The 17,983-nt window shown below is 62.6% G+C and carries 14 protein-coding genes; 5 read left to right on the forward strand and 9 right to left on the reverse strand.

The window, feature by feature from the left end; translation table 11 throughout:
• Positions 1–110 precede the first annotated feature (110 nt).
• Positions 111–593, reverse strand: a complete 483-nt coding sequence (greA, locus tag E8A46_RS23740; RefSeq protein ID WP_291566449.1) for a transcription elongation factor GreA — start codon at positions 591–593, stop codon at positions 111–113.
• Between the two features lie 59 nt (positions 594–652).
• A complete protein-coding gene (locus E8A46_RS23745; protein ID WP_291566452.1) occupies positions 653–1,675 on the reverse strand; it encodes an LLM class flavin-dependent oxidoreductase in 1,023 nt (340 codons plus the stop codon).
• A gap of 328 nt (positions 1,676–2,003) precedes the next feature.
• On the opposite strand from E8A46_RS23745, the gene E8A46_RS23750 reads away from it, so the two are divergent.
• A complete protein-coding gene (locus tag E8A46_RS23750; protein ID WP_291566454.1) occupies positions 2,004–3,611 on the forward strand; it encodes an alpha-amylase family glycosyl hydrolase in 1,608 nt (535 codons plus the stop codon).
• Here the strand turns inward: E8A46_RS23750 and E8A46_RS23755 are convergent.
• The 7 genes from E8A46_RS23755 to E8A46_RS23785 all read right to left on the reverse strand — a co-directional run bounded on the left by E8A46_RS23755 (position 3,599) and on the right by E8A46_RS23785 (position 12,949).
• Positions 3,599–5,299: an alpha-amylase family protein gene (locus E8A46_RS23755; protein WP_291566456.1), complete on the reverse strand. Its 1,701-nt coding sequence runs from the start codon at positions 5,297–5,299 to the stop codon at positions 3,599–3,601. The genes E8A46_RS23750 and E8A46_RS23755 overlap by 13 nt on opposite strands.
• 159 nt (positions 5,300–5,458) lie before the next feature.
• Positions 5,459–6,139, reverse strand: a complete 681-nt coding sequence (locus tag E8A46_RS23760; protein WP_291566458.1) for an ROK family protein — start codon at positions 6,137–6,139, stop codon at positions 5,459–5,461.
• Positions 6,140–6,925: 786 nt separating this feature from the next.
• Complete coding sequence (locus E8A46_RS23765; RefSeq protein WP_291566460.1) at positions 6,926–7,813, reverse strand: MBL fold metallo-hydrolase; 888 nt, start codon at positions 7,811–7,813, stop codon at positions 6,926–6,928.
• A 41-nt stretch (positions 7,814–7,854) separates the two neighbouring features.
• Entirely contained in the window at positions 7,855–8,646 is a 792-nt protein-coding gene (locus tag E8A46_RS23770) for an alpha/beta fold hydrolase (RefSeq protein WP_291566462.1), read from the reverse strand.
• A 22-nt stretch (positions 8,647–8,668) separates the two neighbouring features.
• Positions 8,669–9,097: a heme-binding protein gene (locus E8A46_RS23775; protein ID WP_291566464.1), complete on the reverse strand. Its 429-nt coding sequence runs from the start codon at positions 9,095–9,097 to the stop codon at positions 8,669–8,671.
• Positions 9,090–12,074 carry an FAD-binding and (Fe-S)-binding domain-containing protein gene (locus E8A46_RS23780; RefSeq protein WP_291566475.1) on the reverse strand — a complete coding sequence of 995 codons (2,985 nt, stop codon included), beginning with the start codon at positions 12,072–12,074 and terminating at the stop codon, positions 9,090–9,092. Before E8A46_RS23780 ends, E8A46_RS23775 begins: the two co-directional genes overlap by 8 nt.
• Positions 12,075–12,196: 122 nt before the next feature.
• Positions 12,197–12,949: a GntR family transcriptional regulator gene (locus E8A46_RS23785; protein WP_291566466.1), complete on the reverse strand. Its 753-nt coding sequence runs from the start codon at positions 12,947–12,949 to the stop codon at positions 12,197–12,199.
• Positions 12,950–13,066: 117 nt separating this feature from the next.
• Here E8A46_RS23785 and E8A46_RS23790 point away from each other — a divergent pair, with 117 nt between their 5' ends.
• The 4 genes from E8A46_RS23790 to E8A46_RS23805 all read left to right on the forward strand — a co-directional run bounded on the left by E8A46_RS23790 (position 13,067) and on the right by E8A46_RS23805 (position 17,980).
• The gene (locus E8A46_RS23790) at positions 13,067–14,275 is read left to right on the forward strand and encodes an alanine--glyoxylate aminotransferase family protein (RefSeq protein WP_291566468.1); all 1,209 of its coding nucleotides are present in this window, start codon (positions 13,067–13,069) and stop codon (positions 14,273–14,275) included.
• 83 nt (positions 14,276–14,358) lie between these two features.
• On the forward strand, positions 14,359–15,642 hold the full coding sequence (locus tag E8A46_RS23795) for an MFS transporter (protein WP_291566469.1): 1,284 nt from the start codon (positions 14,359–14,361) through the stop codon (positions 15,640–15,642).
• Between the two features lie 203 nt (positions 15,643–15,845).
• Complete coding sequence (locus tag E8A46_RS23800; RefSeq protein WP_291566471.1) at positions 15,846–17,051, forward strand: aminotransferase class V-fold PLP-dependent enzyme; 1,206 nt, start codon at positions 15,846–15,848, stop codon at positions 17,049–17,051.
• 131 nt (positions 17,052–17,182) lie between these two features.
• Positions 17,183–17,980, forward strand: coding sequence for an enoyl-CoA hydratase/isomerase family protein (locus tag E8A46_RS23805; RefSeq protein ID WP_291566473.1), 798 nt, complete (start codon positions 17,183–17,185; stop codon positions 17,978–17,980).
• The last annotated feature ends 3 nt before the right edge of the window (positions 17,981–17,983 follow it).

Raw genomic sequence — 17,983 nt, forward strand, 5'->3', positions numbered from 1 at the left:
CGATACCCGCGGCGGGTTTTCGCACATGAAGTCAATGTCAGTTTGTCGAACGGCCGCTGTTGGCGCGAAGCGGACATTTTCGAATATCGGCTGCGTCCGGTGCGGGCGGGTTACGAGATCGCCATGATCTCAAGTTCCTGACCGGATGTACCGACGACATCCCCAACAGCTTTGCCCATCAGAAGCCGTGCCACCGGGGATACGAAGGAAACAGAACCGGCCTTGGGGTCCGCTTCGTCCTCACCCACGATATGATATTTCTGCACGCGCCCATCCTCGCGCCTGAAGGTCACCGTGCTCGCAAAGGCAACAATATCGGTTGACGTAGTCTTGGGGACCACCTGAGCCGACCGAACTCTGGCGGCAAAGTAGCGCACATCGCGCAAGGGGATGGCTGCCTGGCGCCGCCGTTCATTGACGTCTTCGATCTTCTGCGCGGTCTCAAACGCCTCGCGCGCCTGCTGGAGCTGAAGTTCCAGAGCCTTCAATCCTGATTCCGTCACAAGGTTCGGATGAGGTGAAACCGGGCGGTCGGGCAGCAGCGTTTCTGACGCGGTTTCGGCACTGTCTTCCTTGGTGAAAGCAACGCTCAAGCTCGGACTCCTCTGAAGGGACTAGGCCGGAAAATGTCTGGTCAGTGATGGCAACAGGCTCAGCGCCAGCCGAGAGCCGGAGCCACGTGGGTCAGGATCGATTCAATGACGTGAGTATTGTAGGCAACGCCGAGTTGGTTCGGCACGGTCAAGAGTAACGTGTCGGCCTCCATGATGGCCTCGTCCTTTTTGAGCTGCTCAATCAGAACGCCCGGCTCGGCCGCATAACCGCGGCCGAAAATCGCCTGGGTCTGCGGGTCGATAAAGCCGATCTGGTCATCATCTTCTCCACCACGGCCGAAGTAAGTACGATCGCGATCGTCCATGATCGCGACAATGCTGCGGCTAACGGACACCCGTGGCTCGCGCTGGTGGCCTGCCTCCTTCCAGGCCGAGCGGTAGGCTCTGATCTGGGCAGCCTGCTGGATGTGGAAAGGCTCGCCAGTTTCGTTGTTCTTGAGCGTCGAACTCTGCAGGCTCATGCCCAGCTTCGCTGCCCATATGGCCGTGGCGTTCGAGCCGGCTCCCCACCAGATGCGATCACGCAGCCCCGAGGAGTGCGGTTCAGGACGCAGCAATCCCGGCGGGTTTGGAAACATCGGGCGCGGACTGGGCTGCGCGAAGCCTTGGCCGCGCAGCACGTCGAGAAAGACCTCTGCATGGCGTCGACCCATATCGGCATCGCTCTCGCCCTCGGCCGGTTGATAGCCGAAATACCGCCAGCCATCGATGACCTGTTCGGGCGATCCTCTGCTAAGGCCAAGCTGCAGGCGTCCCCCCGAGATCAGATCGGCCGCGCCGGCGTCCTCGGCCATGTAGAGTGGGTTCTCATAGCGCATGTCGATGACCGCGGTGCCTATCTCGATGCGGCTGGTCTTCGCGCCGACGGCTGCCAGCAAAGGGAAGGGTGAGGCGAGTTGGCGGGCGAAGTGATGAACGCGAAAATAGGCGCCGTCGGCGCCCAACTCCTCAGCCGCGACGGCCAGGTCGATGGATTGCAGGAGCGCGTCCGCCGCCGAGCGGGTCTGCGACTGGGAAGAGGGCGTCCAGTGCCCGAACGATAGGAATCCGATGTTTTTCATACCGGCAATCTATGCTTTTCCCGTCAATTTGCGACCCAGACTGTGAGCGGGGCTGCCCCCTCGCACCGAGCGCGGACCAGACTGCTCGTCGCCGTCATGAGGGGCGATGCCAACTTCGGCGGACGCCGGCCGCCGGCGCGACGCGGGCATCGACCAAAATATCGTCTCAATTCAAAGCTTTCCGCAACATTTTTGTTACGTTAGGGGTGCGCCTACGATCAGCCCGGCTCTGTCAAACATGGACTGGTTCGAGCACCTCATCTGTGGAGTGAACCGCTCCGCGCATCAGGCATTGTCTTGCCGCATGGAACGAGGACGGTTGCCCGGGATGAATCATAAAAAGGATTGGTGGCGGTACGCCGTCTTCTATCAGGTCTATCCGCGGTCGTTCCAGGATTCCAATGGCGACGGGGTGGGCGATCTCAGAGGGATTATTGAACGTCTGCCCTATTTGCGGTCGCTCGGCGTTGACGCCCTGTGGCTATCGCCGATCTTTCCCTCGCCAATGGCTGATTTCGGTTACGACATCTCGGACTATACCGGCATTGATCCACTGTTCGGCACCATGGATGAGTTCGATGCGCTGGCCTTTGCGGCGCATCACAGCGGCCTCAGGGTCATCCTCGATCTGGTGCCGAACCACACTTCCGATCAGCATCCATGGTTCGTCGAAAGCCGGGCCTCGCGCGACAATCCCAAACGCGACTGGTATATCTGGCGCGATGGCAAGCCGGAGGGCGGGCCGCCGAACAACTGGCTGTCGGAATTTGGCGGATGTGCCTGGCAGCATGACGAGGCGACCGGCCAGTATTACTACCACGCCTTCCTGGCCCAGCAGCCGGATCTGAACTGGCGCAATCCCGCGGTGCGGGCGGCGATCTATGACATGATGCGCTTCTGGCTCGGCAAGGGTGTCGATGGATTCCGGGTCGATGTGATCTGGCACCTGATCAAGGATGCCGAATTTCGCGACAACCCGGCCAATCCGCACTTCGTCGAAGGCCGGCCGCCGCATGAGAAAATCCTCACGCAATACTCGACCGACCAGCCGGAGGTGCACGGCGTCATCGCCGAGATGCGCCGCGTCATCGACGAATTCGATGATCGCGTCCTGATCGGAGAGGTCTATCTGCCGCTGCACCGTCTCGTTGCCTATTATGGCAATAATCTTTCCGGCGCCCAGATTCCGTTCAATTTCCTGCTGCTGTCGACGCCCTGGAACGCTCGGTCAATTGAAAAGACCGTGGCCGATTACGAATCCGCGTTGCCAGCCGGCGCGTGGCCGAACTGGGTGCTCGGCAATCATGACCGTCCGAGGGTCGCGAGCCGGGTCGGAAAGGAGCAGGCGCGCGTGGCGGCGATGCTGTTGCTCACCTTGCGGGGAACACCGACGCTTTATTATGGCGACGAGATCGGCATGCATCAGGTCGCGATCGCGCCCGACCAGGTGCGCGACCCCTTTGAGAAGAATGTGCCGGGTATTGGCGTCGGTCGCGATGGTTGCCGCACGCCGATGCAATGGGACGCAACGCCTGGCGCGGGATTTTCGACCGCCAAACCATGGTTGCCGTTGGCGGATGACTACAGGCATGAAAACGTAGCTAATCTGGATGCCGACATCGGCTCCATTCTCAGTCTCTACAAGGCATTGATCGCGCTCCGAAAGAAATTTCCGCAGCTTGTGACCGGTGCCTATCAGCCGGTCGCGGCACGGGGCGATATCCTGCTCTATCGCCGCGAAGGTGAGGGCGGCGCCGTCGTCATTGCGTTAAATCTTGGTCCCGAGCCGGTTTCCGTCGCCTCGGGTTCGATCGGGTTTGGGCGCGAAATCGTGCTGTCGACATTTCTCGATCGCGAGGGCGAGAAAATACAAGGCGCGCTCGATCTGCGCGGCAATGAGGGCGTGATCCTGGGCGGGTCGGCTCAGGCGGGGTGACTGGTCCTGCCTGCGGCATCCGTGTTGATGTCGCTGCGTTTGAGCAAATAGTCGAGGCCGCCGATGCGATACCAGCGGTATCCGTAGCCTTCCAGCATCAGCCTGTGGCGGCCGCCTTCGTCGGCATGGCTGTGGTCTTCGGTCAGTAGATTGACCAGAAGCTTTCCGGCCTCGCCCGGAAGACCGGACGCAAATGCGATTTCGCGCGGCTTCTCGTCGAAATTGTGCACGAACAGGACCGAGTTGTTGCGCCAGTCGTAGCGAAGGACCAACACCGCCGGATCACGCACCGATATCACCTTGAAGTCGCCCCAGCCGACTTCCGGAACCTCTTTGCGCATCCGAACGATTCGTTCGGTCCAGTTCAGCATTGAGTTCGGGTCGCGTCTCTGTTTGGCGGCGTTGACGTGTTCGTAGCCGTAGGGTCCCTTGTCGATCACGGGTGAGCAAGGCCGGTCGCTTTCGGTGAAGCCGGCATGCGGCTCCGTCGACCACTGCATCGGCGTTCGGGCGCAATTTCGCTCGGGCAGGTCGAGATTGTCGCCCATCGCGATTTCATCGCCATAGCGGATCACCGGCGTCCCCGGAAGCGTACACATCAGGCTGTAGGCCAATTCCAGCCGCCGCCTGTCACCGCCCAGCATAGGTGCCAGCCGGCGGCGAATGCCGCGGTCGTAGAGCTGCATGTTCTTGTCGGGGCCAAACGCCTTGAACACGGTCGCGCGCTGCGCCTTGGTGAGGCGGCCGAGGTCGAGTTCGTCATGGTTGCGCAGGAATAATCCCCACTGCGCGGTCGCAGGCCGCGGCCTGGTCGCCGTCAGCGATTTCGCCAGCGGCCTCGTATCGGCAGAAGCCAGTGCGTAGAACAGATGCTGATTGACTTGGAAATTGAACATCATGTGCATGCGGTCGCCGTCGCGTCCGAAATACTCCATGTCGGTTTCCGGCAGCACATTGGCCTCGGCAAGGATGATTGCGTCGCCCTGCCGCCACTGCAGGAATTCGCGGAACGAGCGGAGCATGTCGTATTGTTCGACCGGTTTGCGTACCTTGGCGCCCTTAGTGGCGATCACGAACGGTACCGCATCCATGCGAAAGCCGGAGACGCCGAGCTGAATCCAGAAGCCCATGATCTTCAGGATTTCGGCCTGCACATGCGGGTTCGAGGTATTCAGATCGGGTTGGAAGTCGTAAAAGCGATGGAAATACCAGGCACCGGCTTCCTTATCGCGTGTCCAGGTGGATTTCTGCACGCCGGGAAATACCATGCCGGTGTTGGCGTTGGCCGGCCGCTTGTCGGACCACACATACCAGTCGCGATAGGGTGAATCCTTGGAACGTCGCGCGTCGCGAAACCAGCCATGCTGATCCGAGGTGTGGTTGACCACGAGATCGATGATCACGCGGATGCCGCGCTGCCGGCAGCCATGAGTGAATTCGACGAAGTCGCCCAGCGTGCCGTACCGCGAGTCGACGCCGTAATAATCCGAGATGTCGTAGCCGTCGTCCTTGCCGGGAGACGGCTGGAACGGCATCAGCCAGATTGCCGTAATGCCGAGCCCGTTCAGGTAATCCAGACGGCGCAACAGGCCGCTGAAATCACCAATGCCGTCGCCGTTGGCATCCATGTAGGTGCCGACCGACAGGCAATAGATCACGGCGTTCTTGTACCAAAGATCATCGATCAAGGTGGCCCCCAACGGTCCGCGATCTCATCTCAGCGGGCACTGGATAAGCGGTGAGAGGCTCTCAGGTTCCGGTGAAACCCGGGCAACAGAAGCAATCTGATGGGCTGGGAGTCTGGCTCAAAATGCAGCCAATGAAATGGGGCGTCATGTCGAAGGTCGTCATGCCCGGCCTCCGCTGTGGATCGGTGGGTGCGCGCCGGTCCACATGCGAAATCCGCCGATAAAGGCGTAGGCATTGTTGCCGGCCCGGCATCCTTTCGGCAGCTTGTGCAGGTGCATGAGATTTCCGCCGCCGATGACGACATCCTCGGGTTCGGTGGCCGCGACCAATCGTTCGATCACATCCTTGACGAGCTTGCGCCAGCGCTTTTTGCCGGCGCGTTCGAGACCCTTCTCGCCAACGCAGTCTTCGTAGGTGCCCTTCTTGTAGGGCAAATGGCCGAGCTCCATCGGTTCGACAATGCCGTTCACGATCATCGCAGAGCCGAGTCCCGTTCCCAATCCCAGGAACAGCATCCTTCCGCCCCGATAGCTGCCGAGAGCCTGCATCGCCGCATCGTTGACCACCTTTACCGGCAGGCCGAATGCCGAAGCAAAATCGAATCCGGTCCAGCCAGCTCCGAGATTGCGAGGCTCGGCGACGGGACGGCCGTGGAGAACCGGTCCGGGAAAGCCGACCGAGACCACGTCGTAAGCCCAATCCTTGGCAAGTTTCTTGACGTCGCCGACCATTTGCCGGGCCGTCATTTTTGGCCCGGAAACGATCTCCCGCTGCTGCCTCTGGCCGGTGGCCAGTATTTTGACGTGAGTCCCTCCGACATCGACGGTCAGGATTTTCATGCACGAAGCTCGCTATCGGTCATCTGCATTGGCGGCAACTTGTGGGATCAAGTTTCAGGCTGCATCAAACCACCGCCTGAGGACGAAGCTCACAACGTCTGCCATTGTCGAGGAACCTGCAGAAATTGAAAAAGTTCCGTCTGTGGAACAGCCACTGGACGGGTCAACAAGGCCGACCACCGGCCTTTTCCAAATCGTCTATTTTGTCGATGGCGGCCTGGCTTGCTGCACCAAAATTAGCGGCTGTTGACGCCGTTGTTCAAAGGCATGCCTGGCTGCCCGAGCGCCTCTGGTGCAAAGTGGACATGGCGAGGTGTCGTTTGATCGGTAACAAGTGCAGATCAAGGCATAACGAGGGTTATGACACCGTCGTCGACGACCCTGCTGTTGATCCCGTCGCGGGCCATCGACTCGATGATAGACCATTTCTGCCGAAAGAGAGCCGACGCTTCGTGTATGTTTGACGCGTCCACCCTTACACAACAGGCCCGCCGTCCACTCTGGTTCGCTATCTGAAAGAAGAAGGTGTAGCCAGTCGACTCCCCGTCGCCATTAATCGGCGTTCGTTCTTGTCGCATTCAGTATCCCCTGGGATTTGCGTCGAACAGGAGCAGACTGCATTTTAAATTTTGATCTTCGTGCGGCGCGATTGTGACGCCGAAAAAATTAGATCGCAGTGTTGTAAAAATCCGACACTTGGAACGGAAGCCGCGTAGCAGCGGAAAAAACGACATCGATTGGCTGCACGGCAGGAGAGACGTTGCTTTCCGCGGTCAAAGACGTCCGCTAGGTCGCATCCAGCGTGTGAACCCAGGCCTCGGGATAGAGCGCGTAGGCGTCGCCCCGCCGTCGAAGCCGCGAGAATGCCGGGAAATGCAGGTGCATTCCGGCGATCAGCACACCGTCAGCGCAGACCCGGTCGAACATGCGTTTGCGCGAAGCCGCAGCCGCGGCGAGATCGGTATCGAACGCCATGCCGGCTTCGGGAAACGCGGTCTGCACCTCCGGCACGTGCACCGTGTCGCCCCAGATCATCAGCTGATCGTTGCCCGATGCGATGAGATAGGCGGTGTGGCCCGGGGTATGCCCCGGACTCGGCACCGCGGTCACGCCGGGAAATACCTCGCCCTGCCGGAATAACCGCGTGCGGCTCTTGTAGGGCGCGACCTGTTCGCGGCCCGCAAGGAAATAGAGCTTTCTCGATCGCTCATCGACCTTCGCCATCGCGCCATCGTCGAACCAGTGCGCCGGTTCGTTCTCGTGCATGACCAGTTCGGCGTTCGGAAAGAACAGTTGGCCGTTCGTCATGTCGGTCAGGCCGGCGGAGTGATCGGGATGCATGTGAGTGAGCAGCACCGTGTCGATCGACTTCGGATCGATGCCGGCGGCCGCGAGGTTGCGCTGAACGAAGCCGGCGGTAGGCTGGAGATAATCGCCGGACCCGGTGTCGACGATCGCCACGCGGCCCTTTGAATGGATCAGGAAGGTATTGACGCTGGTTCGCCGCGCCGGCCGGAACGCATCGCGCAGCACCTGATGCGCCTGTTCGAGATCGACATTGCGCATCACCTCGAGGTTGCCGTCCAGATAGCCGTCGCTGACGGCCGTGACGACAATATCTCCGATCCTGCGATGATAGACGCCGGGAATCTGCTGTGCGGGGGGTGGGGTCATGCGGGAAAACCTTGGTCCGATAAAGCGATTGGCAGGTTCGATCAGGCGCCGGCCGTTCTCAGGAATTCGTCGACGCAATCGTAGATCAGCTCGGGCGTTTGCACCGCCATGTAGTGTCCGGTGCGCAGTTCGATGTAGCGAGCGCCGGGGATGGCTTTGGCCACGCTTTCAGCCAGCGGCGGCGGGCGCACGCGATCGAATCCGCCGCCGATCACCAGCACCGGACAACGCAGCCTGGCCAGTTCGCCTTGCATGTCGAGGCCTGCCAGCATCCGCCAGATCGTGGCATAGCTCAGGGGATCATTGCCGAGCCATCGCGCCCGATATCGCTCAAAGCGCCTGACGTCACCGCGAAGCTCCGGGGCATAGCCATTGAGCATCGCATCCTCGACGGCGAATGCCATGCCGTTGGCCTCGATCTTTGCGACGCGCTCAAGCGCCGCGGCGCGTCGATCCGGCGCGACGGCGGTAGCCGGGCTGCCGACCGCGACGGCGCTGGTGCGCTCAGGGTACCGGGCGGCGAAATGAAGGGCGATCGCACCGCCGACGGCGATACCCGCAAGCGCCACCTGGCCGGCGATCCCGAGCGCATCGAGCAGCGCGGCGATATCGTCGGCCATCGTGTCGATGCCAAGCTCGCCACGCACCTTCTGCGACAGTCCAGCCCCGCGGGTGTCATAGCGCAATACGCGGCGAGAACCCGCGAACCGTGGCGCGATGTCGTCCCAGCTTTCGAGCGTGCCGCCCATTTCGTGCACCAGCACCAGCGTGCGGTCACCGTTGCCGCTGAGCTCGTAGCGTAGCCCGACGCCTCCCAGTTCAACGAAATCCATTCTTTGTTCCCGGTTTCTTTGACTACCCCGGATTGGCCTTCAATCCCGCCGCCTCGATGCCGGCGATGGCGCAGATCTCGTCATTGTCGGAGGTGTCGCCGCTGACGCCGACCGCGCCGAGCAGTACGCCGTCCTTCTGGATCAGCACGCCGCCGGGCACCGGCACCAGACGTCCCTGCGCCAGTGTGTTTACCGCGCTGACGAAATAGGCCTGTTCCTGCGCCCGCTGGAACAGCGCGCGCGAACCCATGCCCATCGCCAGCGCGCCATAGGCCTTGCCATGGGCGATCTCGCTGCGCATCAGGCTGGTGCCGTCCTGGGCCGCGGTGGCTTTGACGCAGCCGCGCGCGTCGAGAACGGTGATGACCAGCGGCTTCAGTTTTTTCTCGACGGCTTTGGCGAGCGCTACATCGAGAATCTTGCGGGCGACGTCGAGGGTTAGTTCAGCCATGGACAGGTTCCTTTTTGATGGGGGAGGGATAAGGGTTTGAGCGCGCGCTGTCGAGGCTCATCGCCAGCGCGCGGGCGACGTGAATGGCGGCACGGTTGGTGCCGTCCTTGATCTGGTGCCGGCACGACGTGCCGTCGGCGATCACCAGCGCGCTCGCATCGGCGCCGCGCACGGCAGGCAACAGCGAGAGTTCGGCCATCTCCATCGAGGTCCGGTAGGTGTCGGCGCCGTAGCCGAACGCGCCGGCCATGCCGCAGCAGCTCGATTCGATGGTTTCGACCTGCAGTTCCGGAATCAGCCGAAGCGCCTGCTCGACCGATTTGAACGCGCCGAAGGATTTCTGATGGCAATGGCCGTGCACCAGCGCCTGGCCGGCGATCGGGCCGAGCGACAGCCGCAAGTGGCCCGCGCCGGCCTCGCGGACCAGAAACTCCTCGAACATCAGCGCCTGCGCGCTGACGCTCTTCGCGGTTTCGTCGGAACGCAGCGACAACAATTCGTCGCGAAGCGTCAGCAGGCAGCTCGGCTCCAGACCGACGATGGGAACGCCGCGCGCGGCGAATGGCGCATAGGTCGCAACCAGCCGGTCGAGTTCGGTGCGGGCGTGATCGACCAGGCCCGCCGAGAGAAACGTCCGCCCGCAGCACAGCGGCCGGCCAGCGTCGGCGGGCCTTGGAAGGTGGACGCGATAGCCGCCGGCGACCAGCACGCGCAGCGCGGCGTCGAGGTTTTCACGCTCGTAAGCGCGGTTGAAGGTGTCGGCGAACAGCACGACCTCGCGTCCGTCGGCGGGGCCGAAGACTTCGCTCGCGGGCTCGAAAATATCCCGCCGCCATTCCGGCAATGCGCGCTGCGCGCTGATGCCGGCGACGCGCTCGAGCATCTTACGCAGCAACGGGCTGTTGTTGCGCCAATTGGCGAGCGGGGCGAGGCGCGCCAACAACGGCGCATAGCGCGGCAGAAAACCCACCAGCCGGTCGCGCAACGAAAGCCCGTGTTTCGCCCGCCGCGCCGCAAGCACCTCGATCTTCATCTTGGCCATGTCGACGCCGGTCGGGCACTCGTGCCGGCAGGCCTTGCAGGACACGCAGAGCTTCATGGTGTCCATCATCGCATCGGAGGCAAGCGCGTCCGGTCCGAGCTGGCCGGAGATCGCCAGCCGCAGCGTGTTGGCGCGGCCGCGCGTGACGTCTTTCTCATTGCGGGTGGCGCGATAGGACGGGCACATCACGCCGCCCTCGAGCTTGCGGCAGGCGCCGTTGTTGTTGCACATCTCGACCGCGCCCTGGAACCCGCCGGCGGCGCCGGGATAGGCGGACCAGTCGAGCGCCGTCTTGAACTCGGTGACGCGGTAATCCGGCGGATAACGAAACAGCGACCGGTCGTCCATTCTGGGCGCGTCGACGATCTTGCCGGGATTGAGCACCTTGTCCGGGTCGAAGCGCGCCTTGACCTCGCGGAAATCGGCGATGATTCTTGAGCCGAACATGGTCTCGTGGAATTCCGATCGCACGATGCCGTCGCCGTGCTCGCCGGAATGCGAGCCCTTGTATTCCCGCACCATCACGAAGGTTTCTTCGGCGATGGCGCGCATCGCCTTGACGTCCTTATCGAGCTTCAGGTTCAACACCGGGCGCACATGCAGGCAGCCTTCGGAGGCGTGCGCGTACATGGTGCCGCGGGTGCCGTGTCTGGCGAAGATGGCGTTGAGCCGCGCGGTGTAATCGGCCAGATGCGGCAGCGGCACCGCGCAATCCTCGACAAAGGAGACCGGCTTGCCCTGCTGCTTCATCGACATCATGACGTTGAGGCCGGAGGTGCGGAAATCCGATATCGCCGTCTGGGTCGCGGGCTCGACCACATCGACGACCCCGCCCCATTTGCGTTGCGGATTGCTCCAGGAAAAGCCGAGATCGCCGATCAATTCGGAAAGCTGTTTCAGTTTCTGCAGATTGTCGGCCTGATCCTCTTCGGCGAATTCGACGATCAGGAGCGCGTCGGGATCGCCGCGCACGGTCGCATCGATCACCGGGCGGAACATCGCAATATCGCGGCCAAGCGCGATCATGGTGCGATCGACCAGTTCCACCGCGATCGGCCGCAGTTTTACCAGATGCTGGGCGGCGTCCATGGCCTCATAAAAGCTGCCGAAATGGCAGACGCCCAGAACCTTGTTGCGGATCACCGGCCATAGCTTCAGCTCGACCTGGGTGGTGAAGGCCAGCGTTCCTTCCGAGCCGACCAATAGATGCGCCATGTTGTTGGGCGCGTTGCGCGGCACCAGCGCATCCAGATTGTAGCCGCCGACCCGGCGCTGCACCTTTGGGAATTTGTCGGCAATCTCAGCCGCCTCGCGCGCGCCGAGCGCCAGCATGTCGCGAAACAGGTCGAGGCGACTGTCGCTCGAATTCGATGGTGCAGGATCCCGCGCGACTTCGCCGAAATGCAGCGTGGTCCCGGAGGCGAGCGCCGCCTCCATCGACAGCGTATTGTCGCGCATGGTGCCGTATCGCAGCGATCGCCCGCCGCAGGAATTGTTGCCGGCCATGCCGCCGATGGTGGCGCGCGAGGCGGTGGAGACGTCGACCGGAAACCACAGGCCGTGTTTCCTGAGCTGGCGGTTGAGATCGTCGAGCACGATGCCCGGTTCGACCACGCAGGTTCGGCTTTCAGCGTCGAACGAGATGATGCGGTTGAGATGTTTGGAGAAGTCGATGACGATGCCGTCATTGACGGTCTGCCCGCATTGCGAGGTGCCGCCGCCGCGCGGCGTGACGGTCCGCCCGGCCTCGCGGGCAATGGCCAGCGCCCGCAGCGCCTCGTCGATGCTGCGCGGCACCACCACGCCTGCCGGCATGATCTGGTAGAACGAGGCATCGGTGGCGTAGCGGCCGCGATTGAACGGATCGAACAAGACGTCGCCCGTGATTTCGCGCTTCAGCCGCTGTTCAAGCTTTGATGAGCCGCTGTCGGTCATTCCATCCCACCTGCCGGCAAACATGGTCCTTCTCGTATTTGGCCGAGTGATAAATGCAATCCGCCAGGCTCGCTTTTCTGATTTGAATGCAAAAATTCGGATTGGGCCTGCTGACGAGGCTATCAGGCAGGCTCGGAAGCCGCCATGCCGTCCGTCTTCAGATGTTCGACCGCGGCGGTCCGCTTGTTACGCAGGTGCTTGAACAGGATGTCGCTGAGTTCGCTTCCCGCGCGGCGACGCAGCGCGTCCAGGATGGTCTCGTGCTCGCGCATCGCTTCGCCCCAGCGCTCACGCTTGCGGGCGAAATTGGCGGAATAGCGCACCCGGCGAATCCGCCCCGCGAAGTTCGCATAGGCGCTCTTGAGTGCCGCGTTGCGCGAGGCTTCGACGATCTTCTGGTGGATCAGCTGGTTGACGTGGAAATAGCCGTGCATGTCGCGGTGCAGGTAGAAGCCATACATCTCGTAATGCAGCCGCTCGATCTCGGCGATTTCGGCATCGGTAATGTGTTCGCAGGCCAGCCTTCCCGCGAGACCCTCCAGCCCGCCCATGACGTCGAACAGTTCGCCGAGATCCTGCTCGCTCAGGGGCCGCACGCGGGCGCCCCGGTTGGGCAACAGCTCGACCAGACCTTCGGATGCCAGCACCTTCAGCGCCTCACGCAACGGCGTGCGCGATATCTTCAGCATCTCGCAAAGCTGGCGTTCGGGAACGCGGCCACCTTCGGCAATGCTGCCTTCGACGATGTAATCCCGCAGCCTTGTCAGGGTTTCGTCATGCAGCGACTGGTCTTCCCGCGCGCGATCCGGTCCGCCGCCCAGGGCTTGCGCGGTCAGGGCTTGTGAAGTGGTGTCGTCTGGAATCAGGGGTTTCATGGCTGGAACCTTACGCCGGGACGGGGGAGGGCGCCGATCAAAATTGTACACAATTTATCAGTTGCTGCCACGGAAATCGAATGCAATATGTTGGGAAGTCGAACAGAGGAGGGATCCGTGACACAGCACCAGGGACGCCATTTCCTGCAAATTCCCGGTCCGAGCCCGGTGCCGGACCGTGTGCTCCGCGCCATGGATATGCCGGTCATCGACCACCGCAGCGCCGAGTTCGCCGAACTCGGCAAGGCGGTGTTCGCGGGCTGCCAGAAGATCTTCCAGACCAAAGGGCCCGTGATCGTTTTCCCCTCCTCAGGCACCGGCGCCTGGGAAGCGGCCATCGTCAACACGTTGTCGCCGGGCGACAAGGTGCTGATGGTCGAGACCGGCCACTTCGCGACGCTGTGGCAGCAGATGGCGGCGCGCTGGGGTATCGATGTCGAGTTCTTAGCCGGCGACTGGCGCCACGGCGCCAACCCCGCCGACATCGAGGCCAGGCTCGCCCAGGACAAGGCGCATGCCATCAAGGCGGTCATGGTGGTGCACAACGAGACCTCCACCGGCGTCACCAGCCGGATCGGCGAGATCCGCGCCGCGATCGACAAAGTCGGTCATCCCGCGCTGCTGCTGGTGGATACGATTTCCTCGCTCGGCTCGGTCGACTTCCGGCACGACGAGTGGAAAGTCGACGTCACCGTCAGCTGTTCGCAGAAGGGCTTCATGCTGCCGCCGGGGCTCGGCTTCAACGCGATTTCGGAAAAGGCCCGTGCCGCCGCCAGGACCAACAAGATGCCGCGGTCGTATTGGGACTGGGAGGAAATGCTCAAGCCAAATGCCAACGGCTTCTTCCCCTACACGCCCGCCACCAATCTGCTTTACGGGCTGCGCGAAGCCATTGCGATGTTACTTGAAGAGGGGCTCGATAACGTATTCGCCCGTCACAAGCGCCTTGCCGCCGCGACGCGCGCGGCGGTGGCGCATTGGGGGCTCGAAGTGCTGTGTCAGGAGCCGGCGGAATATTCCCCGGTGCTGACCGCCGTGCTGATGCCGCCGGGCCACGACGCCGACAAGTTCCGCAAAGTGGTGCTGGAGAACTACAACATGTCGCTCGGCTCGGGGCTGTCGAAGGTCGCCGGCAAGGTATTTCGCATCGGCCATCTCGGCGAGTGCAATGAGCTTACCCTGCTGGGCGCGTTGTCCGGCGTGGAGATGGGTCTGTCGGCGGCCGGCGTGCCGCATCGCTCTGGTGGCGTCGACGCCGCGATGAAGGCGCTGGAAGAGCCGACCCAATCGAACTCCACGGGCCATCTGAAGGTGGTAAAGACCTGAGGCGACGCGAACGATCAGCGCGATTTGTGTCGATGGGCTGGCGCCGTCATAATAGCAATAAGAGCGAGTTCGGGAGGCAGTAAATGCGGCTTCGGTTCAAGCCCACCCACGTCGTGCTGGCGATGCTCTGCATCATGTATTTCATCACCTATGTCGACCGGGTGAACATCGGCACGGCCGCCAGCGAGATTCAAAAGGAGCTCCACCTCAGCAACACCCAGTTGGGTCTGGTGTTCTCGGCCTTTGCCTATCCCTACCTGCTGTTCCAGGTGATCGGCGGCTGGGTCGGCGACCGCTTCGGACCACGAAAAACCTTGTTCTGGTGCGGTCTTATCTGGGCGGCTGCAACCATCATGACAGGCTTCGTCACCAGCCTGCTGACGCTGTTCATCGCCCGCGTTGCCCTCGGATTTGGCGAGGGCGCGACTTTCCCGACCGCCACGCGCGCCATGCAGTACTGGACGCCTGCGAACCGAAGAGGGTTTGCCCAGGGCCTCACGCACGCCTTCGCGCGCCTCGGCAACGCCGCGACGCCGCCATTGATCGCGGTATTGATGGCCTGGCTGACCTGGCGCGGCTCGTTCATCGCGCTCGGACTGGTCAGCCTGCTGTGGGGCGTGGTCTGGGTCTGGTATTTCCGCAACGAGCCCAAGGACCATCCCACCATTACCGCGGCCGAACTGGCTTCGCTGCCGCCGCGTCCGGCCAATATGCGGCCTCAGGTGCCGTGGGGACCGCTGATGCGCCGGATGTGGCCGGTCACGCTGACCTATTTCTGTTACGGCTGGACGCTGTGGCTGTACCTGAACTGGCTGCCGCTGTTCTTCAAGAACAACTACAGCCTGGATATCAAGAATTCGGCGCTGTTTGCTTCCGGTGTGTTCTTCGCCGGCGTGGTCGGCGACAGCCTCGGCGGCATTCTGTCGGATCGCATTTTCAAGCGCACCGGCAACGTCCGCTTCGCGCGGTTGAGCGTCACGGTGACCGGCTTCGCCGGCGCGCTGCTGTCGTTGTTCCCGATCCTGTTCATCCACGACATCACGGTCGTCGCGCTGTGCCTGTCCGGCGGATTTTTCTTTGCCGAGTTGATCATCGGCCCGATCTGGTCGGTACCGATGGACATTGCCCCGAAATATTCCGGCACGGCGGCAGGTCTGATGAACAGCGGCTCGGCGCTGGCGGCGATCGTTTCGCCATTGGTGGCAGGCTACGTGATCGACGTGACCGGTAACTGGTATCTGCCGTTCCTGATGTCGATGGGGCTGTTGCTGCTCGGAGGCTTCTGCGCGTTCCTGATGCACCCCGAGACGCCGTTCGAGCCGGGTGACGTGAGTTTGTCGGCGCCACGACCCGTCGCCGCGGAATGACCGGGAACGTATTGCGCCGCCAATTGCCGCCGGGCGCCTGAGAGCGCCAGTCCCGCAGGGCCTCACGGCCATGCGTATTCGTCTTGGCAAGCCAAGGGGTTACCCTTACGTATGCATTGACGGCATCTCCCGGGCGGGGGACAAGCCCGCCAAATAGTGATATTCGACCCACGCGAAACAGAATCCCCGGGGAAGGACGCCAGATGACCGTGCACACTGGAAGGCATTTTCTACAGATTCCAGGACCGACCAACGTGCCCGACCGGGTGCTGCGGGCCATGGACATGCCGACCCTGGATCATCGCGGTCCCGAATTCGCCGAGCTGGGTTACAAGGTGCTGGCCGGAATGCAGCGCGTTTTCCGCACCAAACAGCCGGTCATCATCTATCCGGCGTCGGGCACCGGCGCTTGGGAAGCCGCGATCGTCAACACGCTGTCGCCAGGCGACAAGGTGCTGCTGGCCGAGACCGGCCAGTTCGCGGTGCTGTGGCGCGGCATTGCCGACAAGTTCAAGCTCGACGTCGAATTCCTGCCCACCGACTGGCGGCGCGGCGCCGATGTCGACCAGATCGAGGCCAGGCTTGCCGCCGATCGGGCGCACAAGATCAAGGCCGTTCTGGTCGTGCACAACGAGACCTCGACCAGCTGCGTCACCCATCCGCTCGAGGTTCGCAAGGCCCTCAATCGCACCAAGCATCCGGCGCTGCTGATGGTCGATACCATCTCCGGTCTCGCCTCGCTCGAATATGAGCATGACGCCTGGGGCATCGATATTTCCGTCGCCGGGTCGCAAAAGGGCATGATGCTGCCGCCGGGCCTGAGCTTCAACGCGGTCTCGGAAAAAGCGCTGGCGGCCTCCCGGGCCAACGCCTCCTTGCGGTCCTACTGGGACTGGCACGACATGATCGAGATCAACAAGCAGGGCACCTTCCCCTACACGCCGGCGACAAATCTGCTGTTCGCGCTGAAGGAAGCCATCACGATGCTGGAGGAGGAGGGGCTCGACAATGTTTTCGCCCGGCACCAGCGTCACGGCGCGGCGAGCCGGGCGGCGGCCAAGGCATGGGGCCTGGAGCTTGTCTGCCTCGACCCGCACGCCTATTCGCCGGCGCTGACCGCGGTCATGGTTCCGGACGGACACGATGCCGACGCCTTCCGCAAGGTGGTGCTGGAGAACTTCGACATGTCGCTGGGCACCGGGCTTGGAAAGCTCAAGGGCAAGGCGTTCCGGATCGGCCATATCGGACACTTCAACGACCTGATGCTGATGGGGACGTTGTCGGGCGTTGAGATGGGGCTGGATCTCGCCAAGGTGCCGCATCGCAGCGGCGGCGTGAACGCCGCCATGGAGGTCCTGAAAGGACGCGACGTGGTGCCGATGCCGAAATCAAAGGCTGCCGTCGGCTGAACCGGTAGACGAACTTCGCGGCGCGCGTTTGGCGCAGGCTTTGCAAGCCCTTGCGCGAAGCTCCTGGAATTGAACTTCAAAGAACCGAACGCCAAAAAGACTGAAAGTCACAAGAACAGAAAGAGCGTGCAATGGACGCCCCGGTACAAAAGACTGAAGACCTGATCTACACCGTCGATGATGGCATCGCCCGTCTGACCTTCAACCGTCCGCAGGCGCGCAATGCGTTGACCTTTGCGATGTACGAACAGATGGCGGCGATCTGCGAGACCGTCAACGCCGACCGCTCGATCAAGGCGATGATCCTGACCGGCACCGGCGACAAGGCGTTCGCCTCCGGCACCGATATTTCGCAGTTCCGGGCCTTCAAGACCGCGGAGGATGCGCTCGAATATGAGGAGCGGATCGATCGCGTGCTGGGGGCCCTGGAAAGGGTCCGGGTGCCGGTGATCGCAGCCATTGCCGGCGCCTGCACCGGGGGCGGGGCGGGGATTGCCGCCTGCTGCGACATCAGGATCGGCACCGCGACGACACGGATCGGCTTTCCGATCGCGCGCACGCTCGGCAACTGCCTGTCGATGTCCAATATCTCCAGGGTCGTCGCGCTGGTCGGGCCGGCGCGGACCAAGGACCTGATTTTCACGGCGCGGCTGATCGAGGCGCCCGAGGCGCTGGCGCTGGGCTTGCTCAACGAGATCGTGCCCGACGTCGAAACGCTGCAGCGCCGCGCCAGTGAGACCGCCAAGCTGGTCGCCGGCCACGCGCCGATCACGATGGAGACCGCCAAGGAAGCGGTGCTTCGCGTTCGCCGCACGCTGTCGCGCGAGGAGGGCCGGGATCTGGTGCTGCGCGCCTATATGAGCGAGGATTTCCGCGAGGGTATGGATGCCTTCCTCAACAAGCGCACGCCCCAGTGGAAGGGCAAATAGGCG

This window comes from Bradyrhizobium sp., from assembly GCF_004799445.1.
In the GTDB taxonomy this organism is placed as follows: Bacteria; Pseudomonadota; Alphaproteobacteria; order Rhizobiales; family Xanthobacteraceae; genus Bradyrhizobium.

Bases quoted from the DNA above. Each gene is read 5' to 3' on its own strand.
- E8A46_RS23745 (WP_291566452.1), bottom strand. From the start codon at position 1,675: ATGAAAAACATCGGATTCCTATCGTTCGGGCACTGGACGCCCTCTTCC.
- E8A46_RS23750 (WP_291566454.1), top strand. From the start codon at position 2,004: ATGAATCATAAAAAGGATTGGTGGCGGTACGCCGTCTTCTATCAGGTC.
- E8A46_RS23760 (WP_291566458.1), bottom strand. From the start codon at position 6,139: ATGAAAATCCTGACCGTCGATGTCGGAGGGACTCACGTCAAAATACTG.
- E8A46_RS23765 (WP_291566460.1), bottom strand. From the start codon at position 7,813: ATGACCCCACCCCCCGCACAGCAGATTCCCGGCGTCTATCATCGCAGG.
- E8A46_RS23770 (WP_291566462.1), bottom strand. From the start codon at position 8,646: ATGGATTTCGTTGAACTGGGAGGCGTCGGGCTACGCTACGAGCTCAGC.
- E8A46_RS23775 (WP_291566464.1), bottom strand. From the start codon at position 9,097: ATGGCTGAACTAACCCTCGACGTCGCCCGCAAGATTCTCGATGTAGCG.
- E8A46_RS23780 (WP_291566475.1), bottom strand. From the start codon at position 12,074: ATGACCGACAGCGGCTCATCAAAGCTTGAACAGCGGCTGAAGCGCGAA.
- E8A46_RS23785 (WP_291566466.1), bottom strand. From the start codon at position 12,949: ATGAAACCCCTGATTCCAGACGACACCACTTCACAAGCCCTGACCGCG.
- E8A46_RS23795 (WP_291566469.1), top strand. From the start codon at position 14,359: ATGCGGCTTCGGTTCAAGCCCACCCACGTCGTGCTGGCGATGCTCTGC.
- E8A46_RS23800 (WP_291566471.1), top strand. From the start codon at position 15,846: ATGACCGTGCACACTGGAAGGCATTTTCTACAGATTCCAGGACCGACC.
- E8A46_RS23805 (WP_291566473.1), top strand. From the start codon at position 17,183: ATGGACGCCCCGGTACAAAAGACTGAAGACCTGATCTACACCGTCGAT.